This is a genomic window from Streptomyces sp. NPDC038200, from assembly GCF_055600785.1.
This window is the reverse complement of record NZ_JBVJYH010000018.1, coordinates 127,089-150,312: the sequence shown is the minus strand read 5'-3', so window position 1 is coordinate 150,312 and position 23,224 is coordinate 127,089. Positions and strand designations below refer to the sequence as shown.

Below are 23,224 nucleotides of genomic sequence, written 5' to 3'. Positions count from 1 at the left end.
GCAACTGGCCCGTACGGCACTCCGAGTCCGGTACGCCGCCAGGGTGCTGGAGGAGGTGGACGCCGTGACGGACGACCGCGGCACGCCGACGTCGGCACGGCCCTGGTCCCTGGAGCACCGTCCGGAAGCCGCCGGGCAGGCCCGCACCATCACTCAGGGGCTGTTGAACCGGTGGGGGGTCGCCGGGGAGGTCGCGGACTCGGTCCTGCTGACCGTCTCGGAACTGGTCGCCAACGCCGTACAGCATGCCCAGCCACCGCTGTGCCTGGGGCTGGGATGTGATCCCGCCGCCGGACACGTGTACGTCGAGGTGTCGGACGGCGGTCCCGCCACCGAGGACAGGAAAGCCGGTCTCGCCGAGGACGAACACGGCCGCGGGCTGATGATCGTCGACCGGGTCGCCGCCGCCCACGGGGACCGCCAGGAAGCGGGTCAGGCCATCCACTGGGCAGACATCACCTACGCCGCGTGATCCGAGCGCCACGGCCCGGGAAACCGCGGGCCGGCGACTCCGGCCGGCTTGCGCCGCCACCCGGCCGCTGCGCCCCCCACATCCCCTTCCGGCCCGCTATGTCACACTTTGAAGAGGAAACATCCGTCTGTGCTCGGTCAGGGAAACGATGCGATGGCACGGCGTTGCGTGGTCCGCTCGCCGCCTCTGCGCTGGCCCAACCGGCTTCTCGCCAGCGTGACCATGGTGGCTGCGATGACGGGGGTCATCGCGCTCCTCGAGCCGCACATCGGAACGCTGCACCCGCTGCTGTTCTACCTCCTGGTCATCCTTCCCGTCGCCATGCTGTGGGGAACCGGACTGGCACTGGCCACGTCGATGCTGTCCGTCGCGGTCTACGGCTACCTCTTCGTGCCGCCGCTCCACGCGCTGCGGCTCGGCAACCCCGAGAACCTCGTCGGACTGGGCGTCTTCCTCCTCACGGCGGCCGTCGTGGGACAGCTGGCGGCTCGGTTGCGGCGAGCGGCATGGGAAGCCGAACGCCTGACGGAGGAGCAGTCCGCGCTGCGCCGGGTGGCGGAACTGGTCGCCCGCTCGGTTCCGCCCTCGGCGGTGTTCGAGGCCGTCACCCGCGAGGTCGGCATGCTGTGCGACGCCGACGCGGCCCGCATGGAGCGCTACGAGACGGACGGAACCGTCATCGGCGTCGCCGCCTGGGGCCGGGACCGGGGACAGGCCCCGCCGCTCATCGGCACCCGCATCGACCTGAACGGTCTGAGCATCGCCCGCGACATCCGGATCAGCGGCCGTCCGGTCCGCATCGAGAGCTTCGCGGGTGCCACCGGGGAGATGGCACGGGAGGCCCGCGCCAGCGGCATCACCTCGTCGGTCGGCTGCCCGGTCGCCGTGCGCGGCCGTCTGTGGGGGGTGATCGCCGCCTCGACGAAGGGCGACAAACCCTTCCCGGAGAAGACGGAGGAGCAGATCGCCAGCTTCACCGAGCTGGTCGCCACCGCCCTGGAGAACGCCGAGGCCGGTGCCGAGCTGACCGCCTCACGCGCCCGTCTCGTCAGCGCCGCCGACGAGACGCGCCGGCGCATCGAGCGCGACCTGCACGACGGCGTCCAGCAACGGCTGGTCTCGCTGGTGCTGCTCGCGGGTTCGGCGCAGGCGCTGGTGCCGAACGGGCTGAACGAGCTGCGGGGGAAGCTCCGCCAGCTGACCGCCGGGCTCACGGACGCGTCGGACGAACTGCGCGAGATGGCGCGGGGCATCCACCCCTCGGTCCTCACCCGGGGCGGCCTCGTCGCCGCGATCAAGGCGCTGGCCCGGCGCTGTCCCGTCCCGGTCGACCTCGTGGTGCACGACGACGGGGCTCTGCCCGGGCAGATCCAGGTCAGCGGTTACTACATCGTCTCCGAGGCACTGACCAACGTGGTCAAGCACGCGCGCGCCTCGGCCGTCACGGTCACGGTGGGGCAGGAGGACGGCGTGCTGCGCCTGGCCGTCCAGGACGACGGCGTCGGCGGCGCCGACTTCGGCCGCGGTACCGGCCTCGTCGGGATCAAGGACCGTGTGGAGGCGCTCGGCGGCCGGATCTGGGTCAGCAGTCCGCGGGGGGCGGGCACCACACTGCGTGTCGCACTGCCGCTCTCGGACCGGCACCGCTCCGCCGTCCAGCCGGCCCGAGCGGCGCGGTGAGCCGGCGCGTACCGGGCGGACCTCACAGCCGGACCGTCGCCGGCCAGACCACGGCGGCCGCGGCGAGCACGAGCGTGATGTTGAGGGCGATCCGGCGGTCTCCGAGGCGAAGATGGATCCCGATCGCGCCGATCTGGAGGACCAGGAACCCGAGGGCCGCGGCCAGGGCGAGCCAGGGTGCGACACCGGTCAGCGGCGGGAGGATCAGCCCGGCCGCCCCGAGGACCTCGAGCACTCCGACGGCTCGGACGGCCGGCATCGGTGTGCTGTCCACCCAGGCCATCATCGGCCGGAGCCGCTCCCTGCTCCGCACCGCCTTCAGCCCGCCCCCGTAGAGGTAGAAGCAGGCGAGCAGGACGGCGACGGTCCAGTAGAGGAGGTTCATGCGTCGCGTCCGCCCTCGGCCCGGACCCGGGAGAAGTCGGCGGCCGGCTCGGTGGCGTAGCGGCGCATCACGTCGATGTTCTCCTCCGGGCCGGGCGCCCGGCCGTCGGCGAACAGGTCCCGCAGGTCCCGGAAGTACCGCACGTACAGGTCCGGAGTGAACGTGCTGAGCATGACGGCCGGCCGGTCGGTCGTGTTGGCGAAGGTGTGCGGAACCCCGGGCGGGACCATGACGAGCGTCCCCGGCGTCGCGTCGTGCTCCTCGGCCCCGACCGTGAAACGCACCGTGCCCGACACGATGTAGAAACCCTCGTCGTGCCGCGCGTGGCGGTGCTGCGGCGGTCCGGGCGTGTGCGGCGCGAGGACGGACTCGGCGAGTCCGAGGCGGTGCGCGGTGTTGCTGCCGTCCTCGAGCACGCGCATCCGTGTGGTGCCCAGCACGAGCACCTCGCCCTCGTCCGGACCGACCACCGATACGGCGGTTCCGGCGGTCGTCTCACTGTTCCTGCGTTCGTCGGTCATGCCCCGATTCCACCGCCGGGGTCGCGGGAGTGTCCAAGACCCGTTCCGGCACCTCGATACCGTGCGGGTATCGTCGCCGCATGGAGCTACGCACGCTGCGTTATTTCGTGGCGGTCGCCGAGGAACTCCACTTCGGGCGGGCCGCCGCCCGGCTGCACATGAGCCAGCCGCCCCTGAGCCGGGCGATCAGGCGGCTGGAGGCCGACGTCGGCGCCGCGCTGCTGGACCGGTCCTCCACCGGTGTCGCGCTCACTCCGGCGGGGGCGGTGCTGCTCGACGAGGCCCGCGCCCTGCTCGACCGGGCCGAACGGGCACGCGTACGGGTGGCCGCGGCGGCCGGCGCCGCGACCCTCACCGTCGGCTTCCTGGGGGACAGCACCGACCCGGGCGCGACCCGGCTGGCCCGCGCCCACCGCCGTCGGTACCCGGGCGTCGAGGTCCGCGTCCGGGAGACCGACCTGGCCGACCCCACCTGCGGCCTGCACGCCGGACTGGTCGACGTCGCCCTGACCCGCGGGCCGTTCGACGAGAGGGGGCTGACCGTACGCGAGCTGCGCGCCGACCCGGTGGGCGCCCTGCTGCGCGCCGACGATCCGCTGGCCCGCCGCGACAGCCTGACACCGGCCGACCTGGCGGGCCGCCGCTGGTTCGTGTTCCCCGAGGGCACCGACCCGCTCTGGCAGGCGTACTGGAACGGCGGAGAGCCCCGTGAAGGCCCGGTGGTGCGCGCCGTGCAGGAGTGTCGGCAAGCCGTGCTCTGGAACGGCACGGTCGGCCTGACGCCCCTCGGTCACGAGCAGGGCCGGGGACTCACGGTGGTGCCGCTGACCGGCATGCCGCCGAGCCGGGTGGTGGTGGCATGGAACGAGGGCGACACGAATCCCCTGATCCACTCGTTCGCCCGGCTCGCGACGGCCGCCTACCGCGACCGAGACGAATTCCCCCCGACCGCCAGTCGCGACTGAGACGACTTTCCCCGACCGCCTGTCGCGACTGAGACCCCTTGCCCAGCCCGCCTGCCGTGACGGAGGCGACCCCCTGAGGACGGAAGGGAGGCAGCCGGCACCGGCCAAGCCGTGATGTGCCCGCACTCCTCGTGCGGACGGGTTCCTCGGTCCCGGCCGGTTGCCCGCCCCCGCCGACCGTCGCTGGTCGGGCGCGGTTTCCCGGAGGCGGAGGGGACGGGCGACGGGAAACCCGTCGACGCCGGGCGGTCGGGACGGCAGTTTTGATGCCGTCAGCACCAAGCACGACCTGCGGCGACGTGGACGACGCAGGAGAACCGCAAGGGGGAACACATGCGCAAGACGATGCGCTGGACTGCCGCGTTCGCGACCGCCGCGGCCGCGGTGACGGCGATGAGCGGCGCGGCCCACGCCGGGCCGGCCGCCGATCCCTGGGCGGGCTGCCCGGACGGGGCGGTGTGCGTCTACCCGCAGAACCAGAACCCCGCCCAGTCGCCGAGCCTGGTCCTCTACAGCTACGGGCCGCACAACCTCGACAACCAGGTCGGCCGGCACTGGGTCCTCAACAACCAGTACGGCGGCGCCACCGCGAGCCTGTGCACGGGCTACAACGGCGCCGGCTGCGGCACCCCCATCGCCGAGGGAACGGGCGTGTACGCGGACCTGACGCCGGTCAACTCCCTCACTCTCAACCGGCCGTAACCCCACCCACGGCCGACCGAGGGGGGCCCACGGGGGAAGCTTCCGGAACCGCAACCGCGGTTCCGGAAGCTTGTTTTCGGTCACTCCGTACGCGTGGCTGGGCCACCTGTCCCACCCCCGCAGTAACCTGGGCTCCCGCCGTCTCACGGCCTGGGCACGTGCGCCATGGGGGACGCCTTGGGGGAGCCGCAACAGGGAGCCGACACCGGCAACCGGAACGAGAACGACGGGGACCGGACGGTGCCGACCACACCGCCCTTCCCCGCACAGCTACGACGACTCAGGCAGCAGCGCGGTCTGTCGCTCGCCGACCTGGCCCGGCAGACCCACTACAGCAAGGGGTACCTGAGCAAGATCGAGACCGGTGCGAAGCGCGTGACCGCCGACGTGGCCCGCCGCTGCGACCAGGTCCTGCGTGCCGACGGCGAGTTGCTGCGCCTGGTCGCCCCCGCACGCCCCGCGGAACGGGACGACGGCAACGATGTCACCGGCCCCTACCCGGGCCTCTCGGCGTTCACCACGCAGGACGCCGACCGGTTCTTCGGCCGGGAACGGGCCACGGCCGCGCTCGTGGAACGGGTCTTCGGCAGAGTCGGCGAGGGGCCGCTGCTGCTCGTCGCCCCTTCGGGTGCGGGAAAGTCGTCCCTCCTCAACGCCGGCCTCGTGCCCGCGCTCCGGCGGCCCGGCGGTTTCCCGATGGCGGGGGCCGACCGATGGCCGGTCGTCACCCTCACCCCCACCGCCCACCCGCTGGACGAACTCCTCGAACGCACCGCCAAAGCCCTCGGCGGCGACCTGGAGCTCACCGCGGCCCGGCTGGGCGAGCGGCCCGAGGCCCTCCTCAGTGCCGTCCGGACCCACGCGGACGCGACCCCGGCCGGGCGCCGGCCGCCCCCACCGCCCCGCCTCGTCCTGCTCGTCGACCAGTTCGAGGAACTGTTCACCCTCTGCGCGGACGAGGCCGAACGACGCACCTTCGCCCGCGTGTTGTGCGCGCTGGCCGCCCCCGCGCCGTCACCCGCCCACGACCCCGCCGTGGTCGTCCTCGGTGTGCGCGCCGACTTCTCCGGCCGATGTCTGGACCTCCCCGAACTCGCCCCCGCCTTCACCGACGGCCTCCACGTCCTGCCCCCGATGACCACGGCGGAACTGCGCGAGTCCATCACCCGCCCCGCCGAACTGGCCGGCGCCGCTCTCGACCCCGGCCTGGTCCCGGTGCTGCTGCGGGACGCCGGGCTGACCGGCGAGCCCGGCACGCAGAGCGTCCCCTCCGGCGCGCTCCCCCTCGTCGCCCACGCCCTGCTGGCCACCTGGCGCCACCGCGAGGCGGGCACGCTGACCGTCGCCGGGTACGAGAGCACGGGCGGCATCCAGGGCGCCGTCGCACGCACCGCCGAGGACGCTTTCGCCCAGCTGTATCCCGCCGAGCAGCAGACCATCCGCCGCATCCTGTCCCGGCTCGTCCAGGTCTCCGACGGCACCGGCGCCACCCGCCGCCGGGCCGGCCGGACCGCCCTCATGGCCCAGCTCACCGACGCGGAGGGCGCCGACACCGCACTCGACGTCTTCGTCCGTGCCCGGCTCCTCACCGTCGACAGCGACAGCGTGGAGATCACGCACGAGGCCCTGCTGCACAGCTGGCCCCGGCTGCGGACGTGGATCAGCGCCGACCGCGCAGGCCTGCTCGCTCGCCAGCAACTCGCCCACGCCGCCGCCGAATGGGAACGCGAGGGCCGCGACCCGTCCGCGCTCTACCGCGGCACACGGCTGGACACCGTACGGTCCTGGGCCACGGAACCGGACGGCCTCGGTCCGCCGGCCCCCGCAGAGGAGGCGTTCCTGCGCGCCAGCCAGGCGGAGGAGGACGCCCGGCAGCGCCAGGCACGACGCCAGACCCGGCTGCGGCAGGCCATGGTGGCCACCCTCGTCGTCCTGCTCGGCTGCGCCCTGGCCGCCGGCGGCCTCGCCCACCGCCAGCGGGCCGACGCACTCGCCCAGGAACGCCTCGCCCGCTCCCAGGCCCTCGCCGCCCGGTCCACCCTGTTGGCCGGCGGCCGCCCCGAGGCATCCATGCTGCTCGCCGCGGAGGCCTACCGCACGCAACCCACCGCCACCGCCCGGGGAGCCCTGCTGAGCACGCAGGCCGAGCCCTTCGCGGCCCGGCTCGGCGGACACCACGGCCCGGTCAACACGGTCGCCTTCGCGCCGGGCGGCCAGGTGCTGGCGACCGGCAGCTCCGACGGCACGGTCCGCCTGCGGCGCCCGGCCGACCGGCGGACCATCGCCACGCTCACCGTCACCGGCCGGATCCGCTCGATCGCCTTCGGCCCCGACGGGCGCACCCTCGCCGTCACGGACTCCACCGGGCCGGTACGGCTGTGGTCCCCGGGCCGCTCCGCCCGCCCCGTCCCCCTGCCGACGGCGGACACCCGCGCCGCCCGCGCGGTCGCCTTCGACCCGCACGGCCGCACCCTCGCCGTAGCCGCCGCCGACGGCACCGTCCAGCTCTGGGACACGGCCGGAACACCCCGGCGCACCGCGCGCCTCACCGGCCACACCGGCCAGGTCGACGCGCTCGCGTTCGCCCCGGACGGCAGAACGCTCGCCTCCGCCGGCGCGGACCGGACCGTACGGCTGTGGGACCCCGACCGGGCCCGGCAGCTGGCCGTCCTGCGCGGCCACACCGACGAGGTGCTCGGCCTGGCGTTCGCTCCCGACGGCCGCGGCCTGGCCAGCGGGGGAGTGGACCGGACGGTACGGCTGTGGGACGTCGGCCGCCGCCGGACCACGGCGACACTCACCGGGCACAGCGACGACGTCAACGCGGTCGCCTACACCCCCGACGGCACCACCGTGATCAGCGCCAGCGGGGACAGCACCACCAGGCTCTGGGACGTACCCGGCGGACGGCTCGTCACGACCCTCACCGGACACTCCGACTACGTGATGTCCGTGGCGGTCGACGCCACCGGCACCCGGCTCGCCACCGGCGGGTTCGACCAGTCCGTGGTCCTGTGGGACCTGCGCGGCCGGGCCCTGGCCGCGCGGCCCTTCACGGAGGTCTCCGCCGTCGCCTACCGTCCCGACGGGCGGCTGCTCGCCGGCGCGGACGCCGACCACACCGTACGCCTGTGGGACCCCGTCCGGCGGCGCGCGACGCCCACGACCCTGACGAGCACTCGCGGAAGCGTCACCACCGTGGCGTTCGCGCCGGACGGCGCCACCCTCGCCGCGGCCGGCTCCGACGGCACGGTGACCCTGTGGGATCCCGCCGCCCGCCGCCCGCACACGGCGCTGCACGGCCACCGCGGCGCCGTCTTCTCGGTGGCGTTCGCGCCGGACGGCCGTACCCTCGCCTCCGCGGGCGCCGACCGCACCCTGCGCCTCTGGGACGTCACCGGCCGCCGTCCGCTCGCCGTCCTCGCCGGCCACACCGACTACGTCAACGCCGTCGCCTTCAGCCCCGACGGGCGGACCCTGGCCAGTGCCGGCGACGATCTGACGGTGCGTCTGTGGGACGTGCGGACACACCGTCCGCCGGACACGCTGACCGGCCACACCGGTGCCGTACGGGGCGTCGCCTTCAGCCCCGACGGGCGCACGCTGGCCAGCTGCGGCAACGACGGCACCGTACGTCTGTGGGACGTGGCGCGGCACCGGCTCCTCGCCTCGCTGACCGGCCACACCGGCTCGGTGCGCGGCCTGGCGTTCGCGCCGGACGGCCGGCTGCTCGCCAGCAGCGGCAACGACCGCACGGTACGGCTGTGGGACGTGCCCGGACGGCGGCCGTGGGCCACGCTCGCCGGGCACACCAACGCGGTGTGGGGCGTGGCCTTCGCGCCCGACGGCCGGACCGTGGCGAGCAGCAGCAACGACGGCACGGTACGGCTGTGGAGCCTGGACGCCCGGACGCGGCTGGCCGAGATCTGCCGTCTGGACCGGGGCATGGACCCGGCGACCCGCCGTTCCCTGCTCCCCGGCGAACCCGCCCCCGGCGCGTCCGCGTGCCCGGCGCACTGAGCGACTGCCCTGCTCGGCCCGGGTTTCCCGGGTGTTGCCCGTTGCCCGTCGAAGAAGGACCGCACGGCATCCTCGACCGGCAGGCCGCACCCGGGAAGGCTACGAACCGCACCACGTCCCTCCTCTCTCCCGAGGGACGTGGTGCTTCCCTCCCCACCGGACGACCAGACCACGAAACGGGGGTCCCGGCATGCTCCGCCGAACCGGTGCCATCGGCACACTCGTCACCCTGCTGACCGCGCTCTTCCTCGCCCCGTCGGCGCTCGCCGCCGATCGCCCCACCCGGCCGGCCGGGGCGGCGGACGGCGGCTGCGGCGTCCTCGCCCCGGGCGCCACGGCCGCGGCCGAACGGGCCGTCGACGCCGCCTGCGCCCAGGTGGCGGCCGGCGTCTGGTACACCTGGGGCGGTGGCCACGGCCCCCGGCCCGGCCCCACGCACGGCAAGGTGGACCCGACCGACCCGGCCAGCGAACACGATCCCGAACGCCTCGGCTTCGACTGCTCCGGACTGGTCCGCTTCGCCTACGCCCAGGCCACCGGCGCAGACATCCTCGACGGCGACGCGAGCGCCCAGTACTACACGTACCGCACCGCCGACCGCTTCACCGCGGCCGAGGGCCTCGCCCCGCTGCGCCCCGGGGACCTGCTCGCCTACGGCACCTCGGCGGACCTGCACCACATCGCCCTCTACCTCGGCGCCGGCAGGATGGTGGAGGCCCGGCAGTCCGGCACCAGGCTGATGGTCAGTGACGTCCGCCTCGGCGGCGACTACTTCGGTGCCGTCCGCGTCGCGACCGGCACGGTCGGGGGTCCCGTCCTGCGCACCTGGGGCACCGGAGTCTGGACCAAGGCGCAGCCCTCCGTCAGGGCCGCCCGCGTCTTTGCCTTCCCCGGCCCGACGACCGTGCGCGTCACCTGCCAGAAGCACGCCGAGGTCGTCACGGCCGAGGGGTACACCAACGACGCCTGGTCCTACCTTCCCGACTACCGCGCCTGGGTCACCAACATCTACCTCCAGGGCCCGGCCTGGCTGGACGGCGTACCCACCTGCACGACCTGAGCGAACCGTCCGCCGGCCGGGCCGTGCGCCGCCGGGACGCGCGCGCTTCCCGTCCGGCGTCCGGCGGCCCCGTGGCTCAGGTGCTCGTGAGGACGACGAGCTGCCGGGTCGCCCGGGTCATGGCGACATAGCGGTCCACCGCCCCCGCGACGCCCTCGCCGAAGTCCTCCGGGTCGACGAGGACCACGAGGTCGAACTCGAGCCCCTTCGTCAGTTCCGGGGCCAGCGAGCGCACGCGGGACGTCGCCCGGAAACCGGGATCGCCGATGACGCAGGCGATGCCCTCGGGATGTGCGGCGAGCCAGGTGTCGAGCACCGAGGGCAGGTCGGTGACGGATCCGTGGACGACGGGGACGCCGCTGCGGCGGACGGAGGTCGGCACGTTGGCGTCGGGGAGCACGGCCCGGATGACCGGCTCGGCCTCCGCCATGATCTCCTCCGGGGTCCGGTAGTTGACGCTCAGGGAGGCCGACTCGATCCGGTCGAACCCGACTCGGCCGAGCCGCTCCCGCCAGGACTCCGTGAACCCGTGCCTGGCCTGGGCGCGGTCTCCGACGATGGTGAAGCTCCGGGACGGGCACCGCAGCAGCAGCATCTGCCACTCCGCGTCGGTGAGTTCCTGGGCCTCGTCCACGACGACGTGCGCGAACGGTCCCGCGAGCAGGTCCGGGTCGGCGGTGGGCAGTTCGGCCTCGTCCACCAGGCTGACCTCGGCGTCCGCACCCCGCAGCATCGTCACCAGGCCCTCGCCGTCGTCACCGTCGGCGCCGGAGTCGGCCGCGGCGGCGATCAGGTTGTCGACGACCTGCGCCATGCGCTCGCGCTGGGCGGCGATGACGGCCTCGTTCCGGCGCTTGCGCCGCGCCGCCTCGGGGTCACCGAGCCGCTGCCGTGCCGCGTCCAGCAGCGGCAGGTCGGACACCGTCCACGCCTGGGCGTCCGCGCGCTGCAACAGGCGGACCTCGTCGCGACCGAGCCAGGGAGCGCACATCCGCAGATACGCGGGCACCGACCACAGGTCTCCGACGAGGTCGGCCGCCTCCAGCAGCGGCCACGCGCGGTCGAACGCCGTGAGCAGCTCCCTGTTCGACAGCAGCGACCGCCGGAGCAGCTCGGGCGAGGCGTCCCCGTCCCCGTCCCCGTCGCACTTGTCCACCAGGATCGTGACCAGCTCCGCCAGGACCTGGTCACGCGCCTCGTTGTGCGGGGTGCCGGGTTCCGCCGCCTCGAAGGCCACGGCCCAGTCGTCGGCGCTCAGCCATACGTCGGACCAGTGGGTCGTGACGGTCATCCCCTCGGCGGGCGGCTCCTCGTAGAACCTGACGGCCGCCTCGATCGCCCTCACCATGTCCGCGGACGACTTCAGACGGGCCACCTCCGGGTCGGCCTCGGCCTCCGCCGCGGCCCCTTCGGCGACGAGGTCCCGCAGGGTGCAGGTCTGCACGCCCTCCTCGCCGAGGCTGGGAAGGACATCGGCGACGTACGCCAGGTACGGCCGGTGCGGACCGACGAACAGGACGCCGCCCCGGCGGTGTCCGAGCCGGGGGTCGGAGTGGAGGAGGTAGGCGGAGCGGTGCAGGGCGACGACGGTCTTGCCCGTGCCCGGGCCGCCGTCGACGACGAGAGCGCCCCGGGAGCCGGCCCGGATGATGGCGTCCTGATCGGCCTGGATCGTGCCCAGCACGTCCCGCATCCGCGGCGAACGGCTGGTGCCGAGGCTGGCGATGAAGGCGGACTGGTCGTCGAGCGCGGCATGCCCGACCAGCCCGTCCGAGGTGAACACCTCGTCCCAGTAGTCGCCGATGCGGCCGCCGGTCCAGCGGTACCGGCGGCGGCTCGCCAGCCCCATCGGGTGGGCATGCGTGGCTCCGAAGAACGGCTCGGCGGCGGGGGAGCGCCAGTCGATCAGCAGCCGGCGCCCGGTGCTGTCGGTGAGGCCGAGCCGTCCCACGTACAGGGGCTCGGTGCCGTCCTGGCCGACCATGCGCCCCAGGCACAGGTCGAGCCCGAAGCGGCGCAGCGCGCGCAGTCGCGTGGTCAGCCGGTGGATCTCCGCGTCCCGGTCCATCGCCTGCCGGCCCATGCCGCCCGGCGCCCTGCGTTCGGCATCGAGGCGGGCGGTCAGTTCGGCGATCGACTGCTCCAGACACTCGGCGACGGCCGCGAAGTGCCGCTCGTCGTCGGCGATCAGCGTGGGGTCGGCCTTCGCGGAGAGGTGGCCGGGAATGGCGAAGGCGCTGGTGGTCAGGGGGTGTGTCACGTCATGGCTCCGATGTGAGGCTGCTTCCGGCCAGGGCGCGCGGCAAGGCGTCCGCGCGGGCGCGTGGCTGCGGGTGTGCGTGTTTCCGGGTGCCGGCTCGTCGTGCTCGCGCCGGGGGCGGCGGGCCCGGCGGCGTCGGTCAGCGGACGGTGTCGAGCAGCAGCCGCGCGGCCACCGACGCGCCGTCGGCGCGGACCCGACCGGCCACGGCCCTCGCTCGTGCGCGGGTTCCGGGGTCGAGGGCCGTCCCGAGAGCGGCGGACAGGGACGCGAAGGTCGGGGTCGGACCGTCGTGTGCCGCGCCGATGCCCAGCTCGGCCACCCGGCCGGCCCAGTACGGCTGGTCCGCCGCCTGGGGCACCACCACCTGGGGCGCGCCGGCCCGGGCCGCCGTCGTCGTCGTACCCGCGCCGCCGTGGTGCACGACGGCGGCCACCCGGCCGAACAGCGCCTGCTGGTTGACCTCCCCCACGACGAAGCAGTCGTCCCGGTCGTCGATCAGGGCCAGGTCCGCCCAGCCGCGAGCCACGACCGCGCGGCGGCCCTGCGCGCGGACCGCCTCGATGGCGATCCGGGCGACGTCCGACGACGTGTGCATGGGCATGCTTCCGAAGCCCACGTACACCGGTTCTGTCCCGGCGTCCAGAAAAGCCGTCAGGTCGGCCGGGAGAGGGTGCGGGTCCGGCAGGATCCACGCGCCGGTCTGGACGACGTCGAGGTCCGGCGTCTCGTGCCACGGGTCCAGGACCGGGTCCGTCGCCAGCCACGGCCGGTCACCGATGACGTAGCCGCGCACGTCGTCCACCGGCGGCAGGCCCAGTTCCGCACGGTGGGTGTCGAGCGCCTCACCGAACAACGCGTCGATGTTCCGGGCGTCCAGGTCCCACAGCGCCCGGTGGTCGGTCACCTCCGGCGGGAACGGCCGGCCCGGGTAGGCCAGCGGCGCGCGATGCGGGGCCGGCAGGGTGAGCTGCTGGAAGGTCACGGACACGGAGGGGACGCCCAGCTTCTCGGCCACGGACAGGGCGCCCGCGGCGGCGGGCAGGGGGCCGGTCGCCACCAGCACATCGCATCCCTCGGCCGCCGCCGTGACCGGGCCGAGCTGGCCGGCGATCAACTCGGCGGCGCGCTGGGGCAGGGACGCGGGCGAGGGCGCCGCCTTCGTGAGAGCGCGCGCGGACGGGCCGACCGGCACCAGGGGCACGCCGACACCGGCCAGCCGCTGCGCGAAGTCCTCGTCCGGCGGCGCGCACACCCGCACCTCCGCGCCGAGTTCCCGCAACCGCACCGCGAGTCCCGCCATCGGTTCCACGTCCCCGCGCGACCCATACGTCGACAAAAGCACACGCACTGAGTGAATCTCCTATTTCCGCTGCTTCCTGGCTTCGGCCGATGATTCTGCGGTACGACGGGGGCCTTGCCGCAAGCCCCCCAGTGCGCTATAAGTTGAGAGTGGCAAGGAGTGGGTGAACTCCTTGCCTTTGTCATGCGGCCCTGGCGAACGGTGTTTCCGCCCACGGGAGTTCCGCCGCGCGAGAAGGCTCGCCGGGTCAGCGGCCATGGCAGTTGGAGGGGCGGGGAGACGGTCTCGGGTGAGGTCGTCGTGCCGGCCGGTCATGTCGGTCGTGGCGCCGCCGGGTCGGTCCCGAACACCGTGACGCCGCTGCCACGCGCACCATGACGCCGTTGCCACGCGGCCGCTCCGCCGGATCCTCGCGCCCCCTGGCGGGCACGGCCGAGCAGGTGCTCGCGGACCGGCCGAGCGTGGCCTTCAAGGAAGCGCTCGGCCGACAGTGCCTCCCACAGCGCGCGGCGGTTCGGGAAACGCCGGGACACGAAGCGACCGGTGCCGCTCCGGCCGCAGGCCCGGCCGGCCCGGACCCGGAGCGACCGGCCCGCCAGGCCGCGGCCCGGGCGCCGGCGATCAGAGGTGCCGGATGACCGGTGATGGGTGATTCTGAAGGGGTGCGGGGTGTTCCAGGTGCTCGCCGGCCGACGGCCTTCGCCGCCTCCGGCCGCCGCGCGCTGCGCGTCACATTGGTCGCCGCGGCCGGCTTCAACCTCTTCCGCTACGGCCTGGACCGGCCGGTGGCTGCGACCTACGCGCTGTTCACCGTCGTGGCGGTGGGCGGGCTCTCCAGGATCCCCGGCACCGGGCGGCAGCGCGCGGCGGTGGTACTGCGCCTGCTGCCGGTGTGCTGGGTGCTGGTGACCGTCGGCACCTATCTGTCGGTGCGGACGTGGACCGCCGTTGTCGGCATGCTCGTGGTCGGCTTCACGCTGGCCTTCGCCGCCGTGGGCGGCCCCCGTCCGGCGGGTGCGGCGCCCGGCCTGCAACTCCTCTACATCCTGCCGTCCTTCCCACCGTACGAGCCCGGCTCGCTCGGCGAGCGGCTGATCGGGACGACCACGGGCGGAGCCCTGTTCGTCGTGGCCGAGGCGCTGCTCTTCCGCGAACCCGCCCCGCTCCCGTACCGGGAGCGGGCCGCCCGGGCGGCCCTGATCGCCGAGCGCTGCGCCGCGAAGCTCGCCGGCCCCGCGGGCGCCCTCACCGAGACGGACCTACGGGCGTCCCGGGAGACGAGCCAGGCACTGCGGCCGATCAACGTGCCGGAGGCCGAGCGCCCGGCGGGGCCGGGGATGCGCGACCGCGCCCTCACCCACACCGGCCTGGCCACCCGCACCCTGCTCAGCAGGCTGGCACAGCTGCGCCTCGCCCCGGGGCCGCACACCGCGGCCGACGTCAGCGCCGTGCTGCGCGCGGTGGCGGGACTGGCGACGGCGACCGCGACCTGCCTGCGGACGGGGACGCCTCCCGACCCGGCGCAGCGGGAGCTGTCCGCGGCACGCGCGCACCTGTCCGCCCGCTCCGCGAGGCCACCACCCGCCGCGGCGGCCTCCCGGCCCGAGCCGGACGGGACCGGCTTCCCGCCCGCCGTCCTGCGCTGCCACGCCGCCGTGCTGGAGGTCGCCGACGCGGCGCTGGCGATGGGCGCGGCGGCCGATCTGGCGGCCCGCGGCCGGCACTCCTCGCTGGAGCTGCCCCCGGGCCACTTCTGGTACGCCAAGAGCCGGGCCCCCGTCCTGTGGTGGCACCGGCTGCGCGGCCACGCCGGGCGCCGCTCGGTCTTCTTCCAGAACGCGGTGCGCATGGCCCTGGCGCTGACGGCGGTACGGCTGGTGGCCGGAGTGGACACCCTGCCGCACGGCTTCTGGGCGATGCTGGCGACGCTCACCCTCACCCGGACCACGCTGGGCGAGACCTGGAGCACCATCCGCCTGGCACTCGCGGGCACGCTGGCCGGGGCCCTGGTCAGCGCGGGAACCCTGATCCTGGTGGGTCCCGACACCGCCGTCTACGCCGTCCTGCTGCCGGTCTGGATGCTGTTCGCCTTCACGGTGGGACCGGTCAAGGGCATGGGCTGGGCGCAGGGGATGTTCACCGTGCTCGTGGCACTGGTCTTCGCGCAGCTGGCGCAGCCGACGTGGCGGCTGGCCGAGGTCAGGATGCTGGACGTGCTGGTCGGCAGCGCGATCGGGGTCGTCTTCGGGGTGCTGGCCTGGCCGCGGGGTGCCCATGACGAGCTGCGCCACGCGGCGGCCGAACTTCTGCGCAGGGCGGCGGAGATCGTGGTGGCGACCAGCGCCTCGGTGGCGGGCGGCACGGCGGCGGCCGTGCCGCCGGGAGTGCCCGGTCACCGGTCGCTGCAGCGTGCCGTCATCCTGGCGGAGTCCGCGTACGCGCAGTTGCAGAGCGAACCCATGCCCCTCGGGGGACGGGGGCGCAGAGCGGAACCGCCCGCGGTGGACTGGCAGGCGACGCTGATCGCCGGGCATCACACGCTGTGGGGATCCATACGGCTGCTGGAGCCGCCGCTCACCGCGCTGAGCCCGGCGGCCGCCGAGTCGGCCCGCATGCTGGGGGACCGGGTGGCCGGCCGGATGCTGCTGGTGTCGGCGGCGCTGGATCCGGGCGACGACACCCCGACCGCGGCGCTGGATCCGGGCGGCGACACCCCGACCGCGGCGCTGCCGCCCGACGGTCCCGCAGCCGCCGGTTTCGTCACCGAGCCGCCCGGCGCTCCGCGGAGGTACTACGCCACCGTGGCGTGGCTGGACTCGCTCCTCACCGATCTGACACACATCGCGCAGGGCGACCGTGCCCCCGAGACCGCTACCGCTCTTTCGGAACCCCGGCGGCGGGGTACGTGACCGTCGCCGAGGGGCCCATGGGCCTGTCGTACCGCCGGGCGAAACCGCCTGTGGCGGACTGCGCCGTCTGGGCACTCGGACCCCGGTGCGCACCGTCGCCGACGGCGGCGCCACGGCGGGGACGGCCCGGAAAGGGCGGGCATGGTCCTCCGCCCGGGAGTGTCCCTCGGGTCCCCGTCCCCCTCCCGCGCCGCACGCCGGCCTCGGCGGGCCCGATGTTCCTCGCGCAGGCCGTTTCGGCCCCGCTGTACGGGGCAGAGCACTGCGGTCCGTGCACGGAAGGGATCGAACGGGAAGGCATCGATGAGCAAGCGCAAGCGAGCCAGGAGGCGGGCCGGCGGCAGCGGCCGGGCGCCGACGGCCGCCACGGCCAAGCGGGCGACGGGCGGCTCGGTCCAATGGAGTGCCCGTGGCAAGGCCGGCGACTGGTTGCTGCTCCCCGGTGGCGCCTGGCGGCGCGTCGAGACGATCCGGGTCGAAAGCCTCTTCGGCTGACGCAGCGCATGCCCGCATCGCCCCTTGGGCCCGCCGCCCGTCCCTCACGGCGCGTCGGCGGACGCCTCCGAGGAACGGGAGTCGGCCGTGCCGAACGCGGCGGGCAGACGGCGTCGGCGCGATCGTGCCTCGATGTCCGCGCGTGCCGCGGCCGTCAGCTCCTCCAGCGCCCGCGACCGGCTCGGCCGGACCGGTTCGGGACGCTCGATCCGAAGCGCCGGGCCGGGCAGGCCGGCGACGTCCTCGCGGAACCGGTCGCGGGCGTCCTGCCAGCGGTCCGGCGGCCCGGTCCGGCGGCCACCCCGCATGACCGTGCGCAGCAGCGGTCGTCCCGGGGCCGGAAGGTCCTCGTCCAGGAGGGCGATGACGTCGGGCTGCCCTGCACGGCGGAAGACCTGCTTGCGGCCCGGAGCCGTGACCTTGGCCGAGGACAGCTTCATCACCGGGCGGCCGTCGTACTCGACGAGCTTGTACGCGGCGTCCAGGTACGGGGCGTCCGCGGCCACGCCCACGCGCGTGCCCACGGCGTACACGTCGATCGGGGCTCCGGCGCGCACCAGCCGCGCGACACCGTACTCGTCGAGTCCGCCGCTGGCCACGATCCGTACGCCGGCCGGCCCCGCGCTGTCCAGGATGGTGCGCGCCCGGCGGGCGAGCGCGTCGAGGTCTCCGCTGTCCAGCCGGATCGCGCAGCCGGGACCGCGCCCGAGGTCCGCGAGAACCCGGGCGGCGATCCGCGTTCCCTCCTCGGTGTCGTAGGTGTCGACGAGGAACGTGACCGGGCCGGGATGACTGCGTGCGAACGCGCGGAACGCCTCCTCCTCGCCGGGGAACGCCTCGATGTACGAATGGGCCATCGTGCCCGAGGCGGGGATGCCCAGGGCCGTGGCCGCGGCGACGTTGCTGGTGCCGGCGAAGCCCACCATGGCACCCAGCCGGGCGGCCTGGTGGCCCGCCCAGGGGCCGTGGGTACGGCGCAGCGAGAAGTCCACGAGGGGCCGTCCGTCCGCGGCCAGGACGCAGCGGGCCGCCTTGGACGCCACCGCCGTCTGGTGGCAGAGCTGGTTCAGCAGGTACGTCTCGACGAGCTGAGCCTGCGGCAGCGGGGCGGTCACCTCCAGCAGCGGCTCCCCGGCGAACACCACGTGGCCCTCCGGGACGGCGCGCACCTCGCCCTCGAAGGCGAGACCGAGGAGGGGTTCCAGGTCCCGCACCGGACGGTGCAGAGCGGCCGCGAACTCCTCGACGTCCTCGCGCTCCACGCGGTAGCCGGCCAGGAAGTCCAGGGCGGGCTCCAGCCCCGCGGCGACCAGGAAGCCCCGGCCGGGCGGGAGGTCGCGGACGAAGAGCGTGAAGCTGGCCGGAGCCCGCATGTCCTCCCGGAGATAGGTCATGGCCATGGTCACTTCGTAGAGATCGGTGGTGGTGACGTCGGACATGGTGATCGCCGCCGGGTGTGATCGTCGTTTCCTGCCGCCTGCCGCCTGCCGCCTGCCGCCTGCCGCCTGCCGCCTGCCGCCTGCCGCCTGCCGCCTGCCGCCTGCCGCCTGCCGCCCTCCGCCTACCGCACCCCCGCCTTCCGGGTGAGGTCGAACTCCACGTCCACCACTCCCTCGACGGCCCGCACCAGGCGCGCGGCCACGGGCACCAGGGCGGTGTCGCGCACCATGCCGGTGAGCGTGACGACTCCGTCGTGCACGTCGACCTGGATGACCGAGGACGGCAGCGGGAAGAGGTACGCCACGATCTCCCGCCGGATCTCCTCGGCGATGTCGGCGTCGTCGCGCAGAAAGACCTTGAGCAGGTCGGTACGGCTGACCACGCCGACCAGCAGACCCGCTTCGTCGACCACGGGCAGCCGCTTGACCTTCCCTCGGGCCATGATCCGCGCGGCCTCGGCCAGGGTGGTGTTCGCACGGACGGTGATCGCGGGCGAGGACATCAGCTCGCCCGCCGTGACCGCGCCGGCCTTGGCCATGTCGGCCGGCTTCCGCAGGAGCGCGTAGCCCTCCTCGGGGCTGTCCCGGAGTTCCTCGGTGGGCAGCAGATCGGCCTCGGAGACCACGCCGACCACCCGCCCCTCGCCTTCGAGCACGGGCAGGGCGCTGACCCCCCGGTCCTGCATCATCTCCACGATCACCTTGAACGAGGCCCGCCGGCCGACGGACGCGACCGGCTGCGTCATGACGTCGCTGACGATGTGCGGGATGCCGTACATGCTGACCCCCTGGGGTCCTCGGCGGGTGGTCGTGCCGCTTCCAGCGTGTGCCGTGCGGGAGGGGGCCGGAAAGGGGCCCCTCGGCCCGTGGGCGGGCCTTTCGGCCTCCCGTCGGCCGGGCCGGGGAGGCGGTCCTCGCGGCACCGGCCCGGTGCTCCCGCCGCGAACTGCTCACGACCTCCCGCGCCGGTCGCCCGCCCGGGTGGGTCGGTCGGCCCCGCTCGGGGACGTGTGGCCCCTGACAGTGGCCGTGACCGTGCGGCCACGCTGGAGGCGGAACCGCATCCGGGAGAGGGAGACCATGTCCCCGACCGTCACCGTGGGCCTCGACGGATCGCCCGCGAGCCGGGCCGCCGCCGAATGGGCGGCGCGTGAAGCCCTGCTGCGCGGCCTGTCGCTGAAGATCGTCCACGTCTGCGCACCCGCACCGGCGCGCGTGGCGCAGGCGCCGCTGCTCGGCCCGGAGACCCGTCAGGACTGGCTGGAGCGGATTCCGCGCGAGTCCGCGCAGGGCCTGCGTCTGCGCCACCCCGGTCTGGAGGTGACCAGCGAGCAGCCGGTGGGGAGCCCGGTCGACGTCCTGTGCGCGGCGGCGGACCCGCGCCGTGAACGGGAGGAATCCATGGAAGCAGCAGCACCACGGGCCGTCGCCGAGCCGGTGCCCACGGCCGTCACCCCCGTCGCCGCCGACGTCGGTCGGCCGTCCTGTGCGGACGTCCGTACGACCCCGGTGTGCGCACGGCGGGCGGCGGACACCTGCCCACGCCCGGGAGGGTGATCAGGATGGACCTTCCGATCGTCGTCGGGGTCGATGGTTCCGAGCCGAGCCTCGGGGCCGTGGACTGGGGCGCCGACGAGGCCGTCCTGCGGGGGGCGCAACTCCGGCTGGTGTATGCCTCGCTGTGGGAGCACTTCGGAGGCGACTGCCTCGCGCACGACCACGGCAAGCCCCCGGAGGAGGTGACGGCGGGAGACATCGTCGACACCGCCGAGCGGCGGGCGCACCGTCGGCAGCCGGGCGTGAAGGTGACGACCGATGTGCTTCCCGAGGCGCCGGAGTACTCGCTCGTCCGGGAGAGCCAGACGGCCTTCGCGGTGGTCGTGGGCAGCCGTGGCCGCAGCGGCGTCACGGAAGCGCTTCTGGGCTCCGTCGCCGTCATGGTGGCGGGGCACGCCTCCTGCCCGGTGATCGTGCTGCGGGGCGGCCACGACGACCGGGCCGGACCCGAGGCACGCGGTCGCGTCGTCCTGGGCGTCGCCGACAGCCCGGCGGACTCGGCCGCCTTCTGGTTCGCGGCCGAAGAGGCCGCGCTGCGCGGCGTGCCGCTGGAGGCCGTACGGGCCTGGCGCCCGCCCGCGCACGCGGCGGCGGCCCACCCGCTGATCGTCGGCGATCCGGCCCACGGGTACGAGCAGCGGGCGACGGAAGTGCTGGAAGAGGTGCGCCGCCGTGCGCCGGCCGGCTTGCAGGTACGACGGCGTGCGGTCGAGGACCGTGCCCGTGACGCCCTGCTGGCCGCCTCGCACGACGCCACCCTGCTGGTGGTCGGTGCCCGGCGCCGGCACGGCGACTTCGGCCTCCAGCTCGGCCACGTCGCCCACGGGTTGCTCCACCAGGCCGCGTGCCCGGTGGCGGTCGTGCCGGAGCGTGGCTGACCGCGGCCCGTGCCCGACCCGACCGCGGGCCCGGACGTGGCCGGCCCCCCACGGCGAGGCGAGGAGAGAGGGAGAGATCATGGCCGAACGGACGAAGGTGATCCCGGACACCACCGTGCCCGGGGCGTTCGACGTGGAGGCACCGCTGGGTGATCTGGGCCGCCGGCTCGCGGCCCGGCGGGTGAAACTCGGCCTGACCCGGCGACAGGCGGCGGCGCGGGCCGGAATGGCGGTCACCTATCTCGGTTACCTGGAGGAGCATCCTGGCGCCGCGCCGGGCACCAGCGCGCTGATGAAGCTGGCCGAGGCACTGGAGACCACCGTCGCCGACCTCACGGGCGGCGCCGTCGACCTGCCACCGGGAACCGGACGGGCCGGGCGCGCACCGCAGTTCACCGTGCTGCGTCCCGGTGAGTGCCGCACCCTGCTGGCGATGCACGGGGTGGGGCGTCTCGCGGTGTCCACGGACAGCGGTCCGGTGATCGTGCCCGTCAACTACAGCGTCGTGGACGACGCGATCGTCTTCCGGACCGCGCGTGGTACGACGCCCTCACTGGCCGCCGGCAACCAGGTGGCCTTCGAGGTCGACCGTATCGACGACGCGTTCAGCCAGGGCTGGAGCGTCCTGGTCCGCGGACCCGCGCGCGCGGTCACGGACCCGCAGGAACAGCGGCGGCTGACGGAACGTGCCTACAGCACTCCCTGGGCCGGCGGCTCCCGCAGCCTGTGGGTGAGCATCGACACCTTCACCGTCACCGGACGCCGGATCACGGTGTGAGCGCGGGGAGCGGGACGGCGCGTCGACCCGGCGGGCGCGGTGTGCCCCCGACGGCGGGCGCGCCGCACTCCCGACCGGGCCCCCTGGCCCGCTCGGGCCCCGCGCACGGGCCGCTCGGCCCATGCCCGCGGGCGGTCCGTGGCCGCAGGCTGAAGGTGTCGCAGGACGGCATCGATCCCTCGGGAGGACGCCATGGACGTCGCTCTGACCGTCGTGGACGACGTGATGACCCGCCGGGTCGTGGCCCTGCGCGCGGGGGCTGCCTTCAAGGACATCGTCAAGGCCATGGGGGAGTGGCGGGTGAGCGCCCTGCCGGTGCTGGACGACGCCGGACGTGTCGTCGGTGTCGTCTCCGAGGCCGACCTGCTGCCGAAGGAGGAGTACCGCCGAGGAGACCCCGGCCGGTACGGTCGGGCGCGGCCCGCCCCTGACGTGCGCAAGGCACGGGCGGTGACGGCGGGCGACCTGATGTCCGCCCCCGCGGTCACCGTGACGCCCGATGCCACCCTCGCGTACGCGGCACGCGTCATGGCGCGTTCCCGCGTCAAGCGGCTGCCGGTCGTCGACCGGGCGGGCGTGCTCCAGGGCATCGTCAGCCGTGCCGACCTGCTGAAGGTGTTCCTGCGGGCCGACGAGGACATCGCCGAGGAGGTCCGGCGCGAGGTCGTCCTGCGGCTCTTCGGCCCACACGACGACCTCGGCACGGACGCCGAAGCGATCGGGATCGAGGTGCGCGACGGCGTGGTGACGCTCACGGGCCGGGTCCGCGACACCGCGCTGGTGCCGCTCGCCGCCTTGCTGACGCGGGCCGTGGAGGGTGTGGTGGACGTGCGGTGCGCGCTGGCCGGTCCGCCCCGCCGTCCGGACCTCGAGCCGGATCTGCCGGATCCGGATCTGCCGCGTCCACAGCGGACGGCCCGCGCCTGACGGCGGCGCCGGCCGAACACCGTCGCGGGGCGCAGAGCAAGCGGACACCGTCCCCCTGCACACCGTCCCCCCGGACTCTGTCCCCCCCCGGGGCCGGGTTCTCCGAGCCCGAGCCCCTACCCGTCCGCTTCCTGTCCGCTGCCCGTCCGCCCCTCGTCGGCCGGGGTGAGCCGGCAGTCCACTCCCACGACGCCCTCGACGCCCCGCACCAGGCGGACGGCGAGGGGGATCCGGGCGGCGTCCGTGACTCGTCCGGTGAGCGTGACGACGCCTTCGGCGACCATGATGTGCACGGGCTCGACCGGGGCAGGGAAGAGGACGTCGACCACCTCGCGCCGGATCTCGTCGGCGAGGTCGTTGTCCGGACGCAGGAACACCTTCAGCAGATCCCCGCGGCTGACGACGCCTTCGAGCAGCCCCTCGGCGTTCACCACGGGCAGCCGTTTGACGTTGCGCAGGGCCATGACGCGCGCCGCCTCGGCGAGCGTGGCGTCGGGATGGACGGTGACGGCCGGAGCGCTCATCAGCTCCTCGGCACGCGTCGCCGCGGCCTTGGCCAGGTCGGCCGGGCGGCGCAGCCGGGTGGACGGGTCCGGGTCGCTGTCCCGGAACTCCTCCTTGGGCAGCAGATCGGCCTCGGACACCACACCGACCACCCGGCCGTCACCCTCCAGCACCGGAAGCGCGCTGACCTTCCACTGCTCCATGCGCTCGACGATCTCCTTGAACAGGGCCCTGCGGCCCACGGCGACGGCTGCGTGCGTCATCACGTCGCTCACGCGACGCGGGCTGGTGCGCATGGTGTCCCTCCTGACCGGACCGCGTGGCCACGTCGGACCACCGCTGCCGCAGGAAGGCACGGAGGCGGGCGCA

General features: G+C 74.6%; 18 protein-coding genes and 1 pseudogene. 12 read left to right on the top strand and 7 right to left on the bottom strand.

The genetic code is table 11. The features are described 5' to 3' along the window. The first annotated feature begins 64 nt into the window (after positions 1-64). Both ACZ7KF_RS30875 and ACZ7KF_RS30870 read left to right on the top strand, forming a co-directional pair. Entirely contained in the window at positions 65-472 is a 408-nt protein-coding gene (locus ACZ7KF_RS30875; RefSeq protein WP_471082202.1) for an ATP-binding protein, read from the top strand. 153 nt (positions 473-625) lie between these two features. Further along, a complete protein-coding gene (locus tag ACZ7KF_RS30870; protein ID WP_471082199.1) occupies positions 626-2,152 on the top strand; it encodes a GAF domain-containing sensor histidine kinase in 1,527 nt (508 codons plus the stop codon). A 22-nt stretch (positions 2,153-2,174) separates the two neighbouring features. On the opposite strand, the gene ACZ7KF_RS30865 is transcribed toward ACZ7KF_RS30870, so the two are convergent. Both ACZ7KF_RS30865 and ACZ7KF_RS30860 read right to left on the bottom strand, forming a co-directional pair. Continuing rightward, the gene (locus tag ACZ7KF_RS30865) at positions 2,175-2,537 is read right to left on the bottom strand and encodes a DoxX family protein (protein ID WP_471082197.1); all 363 of its coding nucleotides are present in this window, start codon (positions 2,535-2,537) and stop codon (positions 2,175-2,177) included. Then, the gene (locus ACZ7KF_RS30860) at positions 2,534-3,058 is read right to left on the bottom strand and encodes a cupin domain-containing protein (protein ID WP_471082193.1); all 525 of its coding nucleotides are present in this window, start codon (positions 3,056-3,058) and stop codon (positions 2,534-2,536) included. Before ACZ7KF_RS30860 ends, ACZ7KF_RS30865 begins: the two co-directional genes overlap by 4 nt. Positions 3,059-3,138: 80 nt before the next feature. On the opposite strand from ACZ7KF_RS30860, the gene ACZ7KF_RS30855 reads away from it, so the two are divergent. From ACZ7KF_RS30855 to ACZ7KF_RS30840, 4 genes are all read left to right on the top strand, one after another. After that, a complete protein-coding gene (locus ACZ7KF_RS30855; RefSeq protein WP_471082190.1) occupies positions 3,139-4,023 on the top strand; it encodes a LysR family transcriptional regulator in 885 nt (294 codons plus the stop codon). 333 nt (positions 4,024-4,356) lie between these two features. Then, positions 4,357-4,725, top strand: a complete 369-nt coding sequence (locus ACZ7KF_RS30850) for a hypothetical protein (RefSeq protein WP_471082187.1) — start codon at positions 4,357-4,359, stop codon at positions 4,723-4,725. 177 nt (positions 4,726-4,902) lie between these two features. After that, positions 4,903-8,745, top strand: coding sequence for an nSTAND1 domain-containing NTPase (locus ACZ7KF_RS30845; RefSeq protein WP_471082184.1), 3,843 nt, complete (start codon positions 4,903-4,905; stop codon positions 8,743-8,745). Positions 8,746-8,935: 190 nt separating this feature from the next. Next, positions 8,936-9,805 (top strand): NlpC/P60 family protein, encoded by an 870-nt coding sequence (locus ACZ7KF_RS30840; RefSeq protein WP_471082181.1) that lies wholly within the window; start codon positions 8,936-8,938, stop codon positions 9,803-9,805. 76 nt (positions 9,806-9,881) lie between these two features. Here ACZ7KF_RS30840 and helR read toward each other — a convergent pair whose 3' ends face one another. Both helR and ACZ7KF_RS30830 read right to left on the bottom strand, forming a co-directional pair. Next, positions 9,882-12,065: an RNA polymerase recycling motor ATPase HelR gene (helR, locus tag ACZ7KF_RS30835; protein WP_471082178.1), complete on the bottom strand. Its 2,184-nt coding sequence runs from the start codon at positions 12,063-12,065 to the stop codon at positions 9,882-9,884. A 139-nt stretch (positions 12,066-12,204) separates the two neighbouring features. Next, complete coding sequence (locus ACZ7KF_RS30830; RefSeq protein WP_471082318.1) at positions 12,205-13,410, bottom strand: glycosyltransferase; 1,206 nt, start codon at positions 13,408-13,410, stop codon at positions 12,205-12,207. A 620-nt stretch (positions 13,411-14,030) separates the two neighbouring features. Here ACZ7KF_RS30830 and ACZ7KF_RS30825 point away from each other — a divergent pair. Continuing rightward, on the top strand, positions 14,031-16,277 hold the full coding sequence (locus ACZ7KF_RS30825; protein WP_471082175.1) for an FUSC family protein: 2,247 nt from the start codon (positions 14,031-14,033) through the stop codon (positions 16,275-16,277). A gap of 303 nt (positions 16,278-16,580) precedes the next feature. After that, positions 16,581-16,772 (top strand): hypothetical protein, encoded by a 192-nt coding sequence (locus ACZ7KF_RS30820; RefSeq protein ID WP_471082172.1) that lies wholly within the window; start codon positions 16,581-16,583, stop codon positions 16,770-16,772. 44 nt (positions 16,773-16,816) lie between these two features. Here ACZ7KF_RS30820 and ACZ7KF_RS30815 read toward each other — a convergent pair whose 3' ends face one another. Both ACZ7KF_RS30815 and ACZ7KF_RS30810 read right to left on the bottom strand, forming a co-directional pair. Further along, positions 16,817-18,211: a nicotinate phosphoribosyltransferase gene (locus ACZ7KF_RS30815; RefSeq protein ID WP_471082169.1), complete on the bottom strand. Its 1,395-nt coding sequence runs from the start codon at positions 18,209-18,211 to the stop codon at positions 16,817-16,819. A 122-nt stretch (positions 18,212-18,333) separates the two neighbouring features. Then, positions 18,334-18,990, bottom strand: a complete 657-nt coding sequence (locus tag ACZ7KF_RS30810) for a CBS domain-containing protein (protein ID WP_471082166.1) — start codon at positions 18,988-18,990, stop codon at positions 18,334-18,336. Between the two features lie 301 nt (positions 18,991-19,291). On the opposite strand from ACZ7KF_RS30810, the pseudogene ACZ7KF_RS30805 reads away from it, so the two are divergent. The 4 genes and pseudogenes from ACZ7KF_RS30805 to ACZ7KF_RS30790 form a co-directional block, all read left to right on the top strand. Further along, positions 19,292-19,585 (top strand): annotated as a pseudogene (locus ACZ7KF_RS30805) (universal stress protein); the annotation flags it as partial. 188 nt (positions 19,586-19,773) lie between these two features. Beyond that, the gene (locus ACZ7KF_RS30800) at positions 19,774-20,646 is read left to right on the top strand and encodes a universal stress protein (RefSeq protein WP_471082163.1); all 873 of its coding nucleotides are present in this window, start codon (positions 19,774-19,776) and stop codon (positions 20,644-20,646) included. Between the two features lie 79 nt (positions 20,647-20,725). Beyond that, positions 20,726-21,424, top strand: a complete 699-nt coding sequence (locus ACZ7KF_RS30795) for a helix-turn-helix domain-containing protein (RefSeq protein ID WP_471082161.1) — start codon at positions 20,726-20,728, stop codon at positions 21,422-21,424. Between the two features lie 192 nt (positions 21,425-21,616). Then, positions 21,617-22,351: a CBS domain-containing protein gene (locus tag ACZ7KF_RS30790; protein ID WP_471082158.1), complete on the top strand. Its 735-nt coding sequence runs from the start codon at positions 21,617-21,619 to the stop codon at positions 22,349-22,351. A gap of 116 nt (positions 22,352-22,467) precedes the next feature. Here the strand turns inward: ACZ7KF_RS30790 and ACZ7KF_RS30785 are convergent, their stop codons facing one another. Next, complete coding sequence (locus ACZ7KF_RS30785) at positions 22,468-23,151, bottom strand: CBS domain-containing protein (protein ID WP_471082155.1); 684 nt, start codon at positions 23,149-23,151, stop codon at positions 22,468-22,470. Between the last annotated feature and the right edge of the window lie 73 nt (positions 23,152-23,224).

What these genes read in the sequence shown, in the direction of transcription:
- ACZ7KF_RS30870 (WP_471082199.1), top strand. Translation starts at nt 626, where the DNA reads ATGGCACGGCGTTGCGTGGTCCGCTCGCCGCCTCTGCGCTGGCCCAAC.
- ACZ7KF_RS30865 (WP_471082197.1), bottom strand. Translation starts at nt 2,537, where the DNA reads ATGAACCTCCTCTACTGGACCGTCGCCGTCCTGCTCGCCTGCTTCTAC.
- ACZ7KF_RS30860 (WP_471082193.1), bottom strand. Translation starts at nt 3,058, where the DNA reads ATGACCGACGAACGCAGGAACAGTGAGACGACCGCCGGAACCGCCGTA.
- ACZ7KF_RS30855 (WP_471082190.1), top strand. Translation starts at nt 3,139, where the DNA reads ATGGAGCTACGCACGCTGCGTTATTTCGTGGCGGTCGCCGAGGAACTC.
- ACZ7KF_RS30850 (WP_471082187.1), top strand. Translation starts at nt 4,357, where the DNA reads ATGCGCAAGACGATGCGCTGGACTGCCGCGTTCGCGACCGCCGCGGCC.
- ACZ7KF_RS30840 (WP_471082181.1), top strand. Translation starts at nt 8,936, where the DNA reads ATGCTCCGCCGAACCGGTGCCATCGGCACACTCGTCACCCTGCTGACC.
- ACZ7KF_RS30820 (WP_471082172.1), top strand. Translation starts at nt 16,581, where the DNA reads ATGAGCAAGCGCAAGCGAGCCAGGAGGCGGGCCGGCGGCAGCGGCCGG.
- ACZ7KF_RS30815 (WP_471082169.1), bottom strand. Translation starts at nt 18,211, where the DNA reads ATGTCCGACGTCACCACCACCGATCTCTACGAAGTGACCATGGCCATG.
- ACZ7KF_RS30810 (WP_471082166.1), bottom strand. Translation starts at nt 18,990, where the DNA reads ATGTACGGCATCCCGCACATCGTCAGCGACGTCATGACGCAGCCGGTC.
- ACZ7KF_RS30800 (WP_471082163.1), top strand. Translation starts at nt 19,774, where the DNA reads ATGGACCTTCCGATCGTCGTCGGGGTCGATGGTTCCGAGCCGAGCCTC.
- ACZ7KF_RS30795 (WP_471082161.1), top strand. Translation starts at nt 20,726, where the DNA reads ATGGCCGAACGGACGAAGGTGATCCCGGACACCACCGTGCCCGGGGCG.
- ACZ7KF_RS30790 (WP_471082158.1), top strand. Translation starts at nt 21,617, where the DNA reads ATGGACGTCGCTCTGACCGTCGTGGACGACGTGATGACCCGCCGGGTC.
- ACZ7KF_RS30785 (WP_471082155.1), bottom strand. Translation starts at nt 23,151, where the DNA reads ATGCGCACCAGCCCGCGTCGCGTGAGCGACGTGATGACGCACGCAGCC.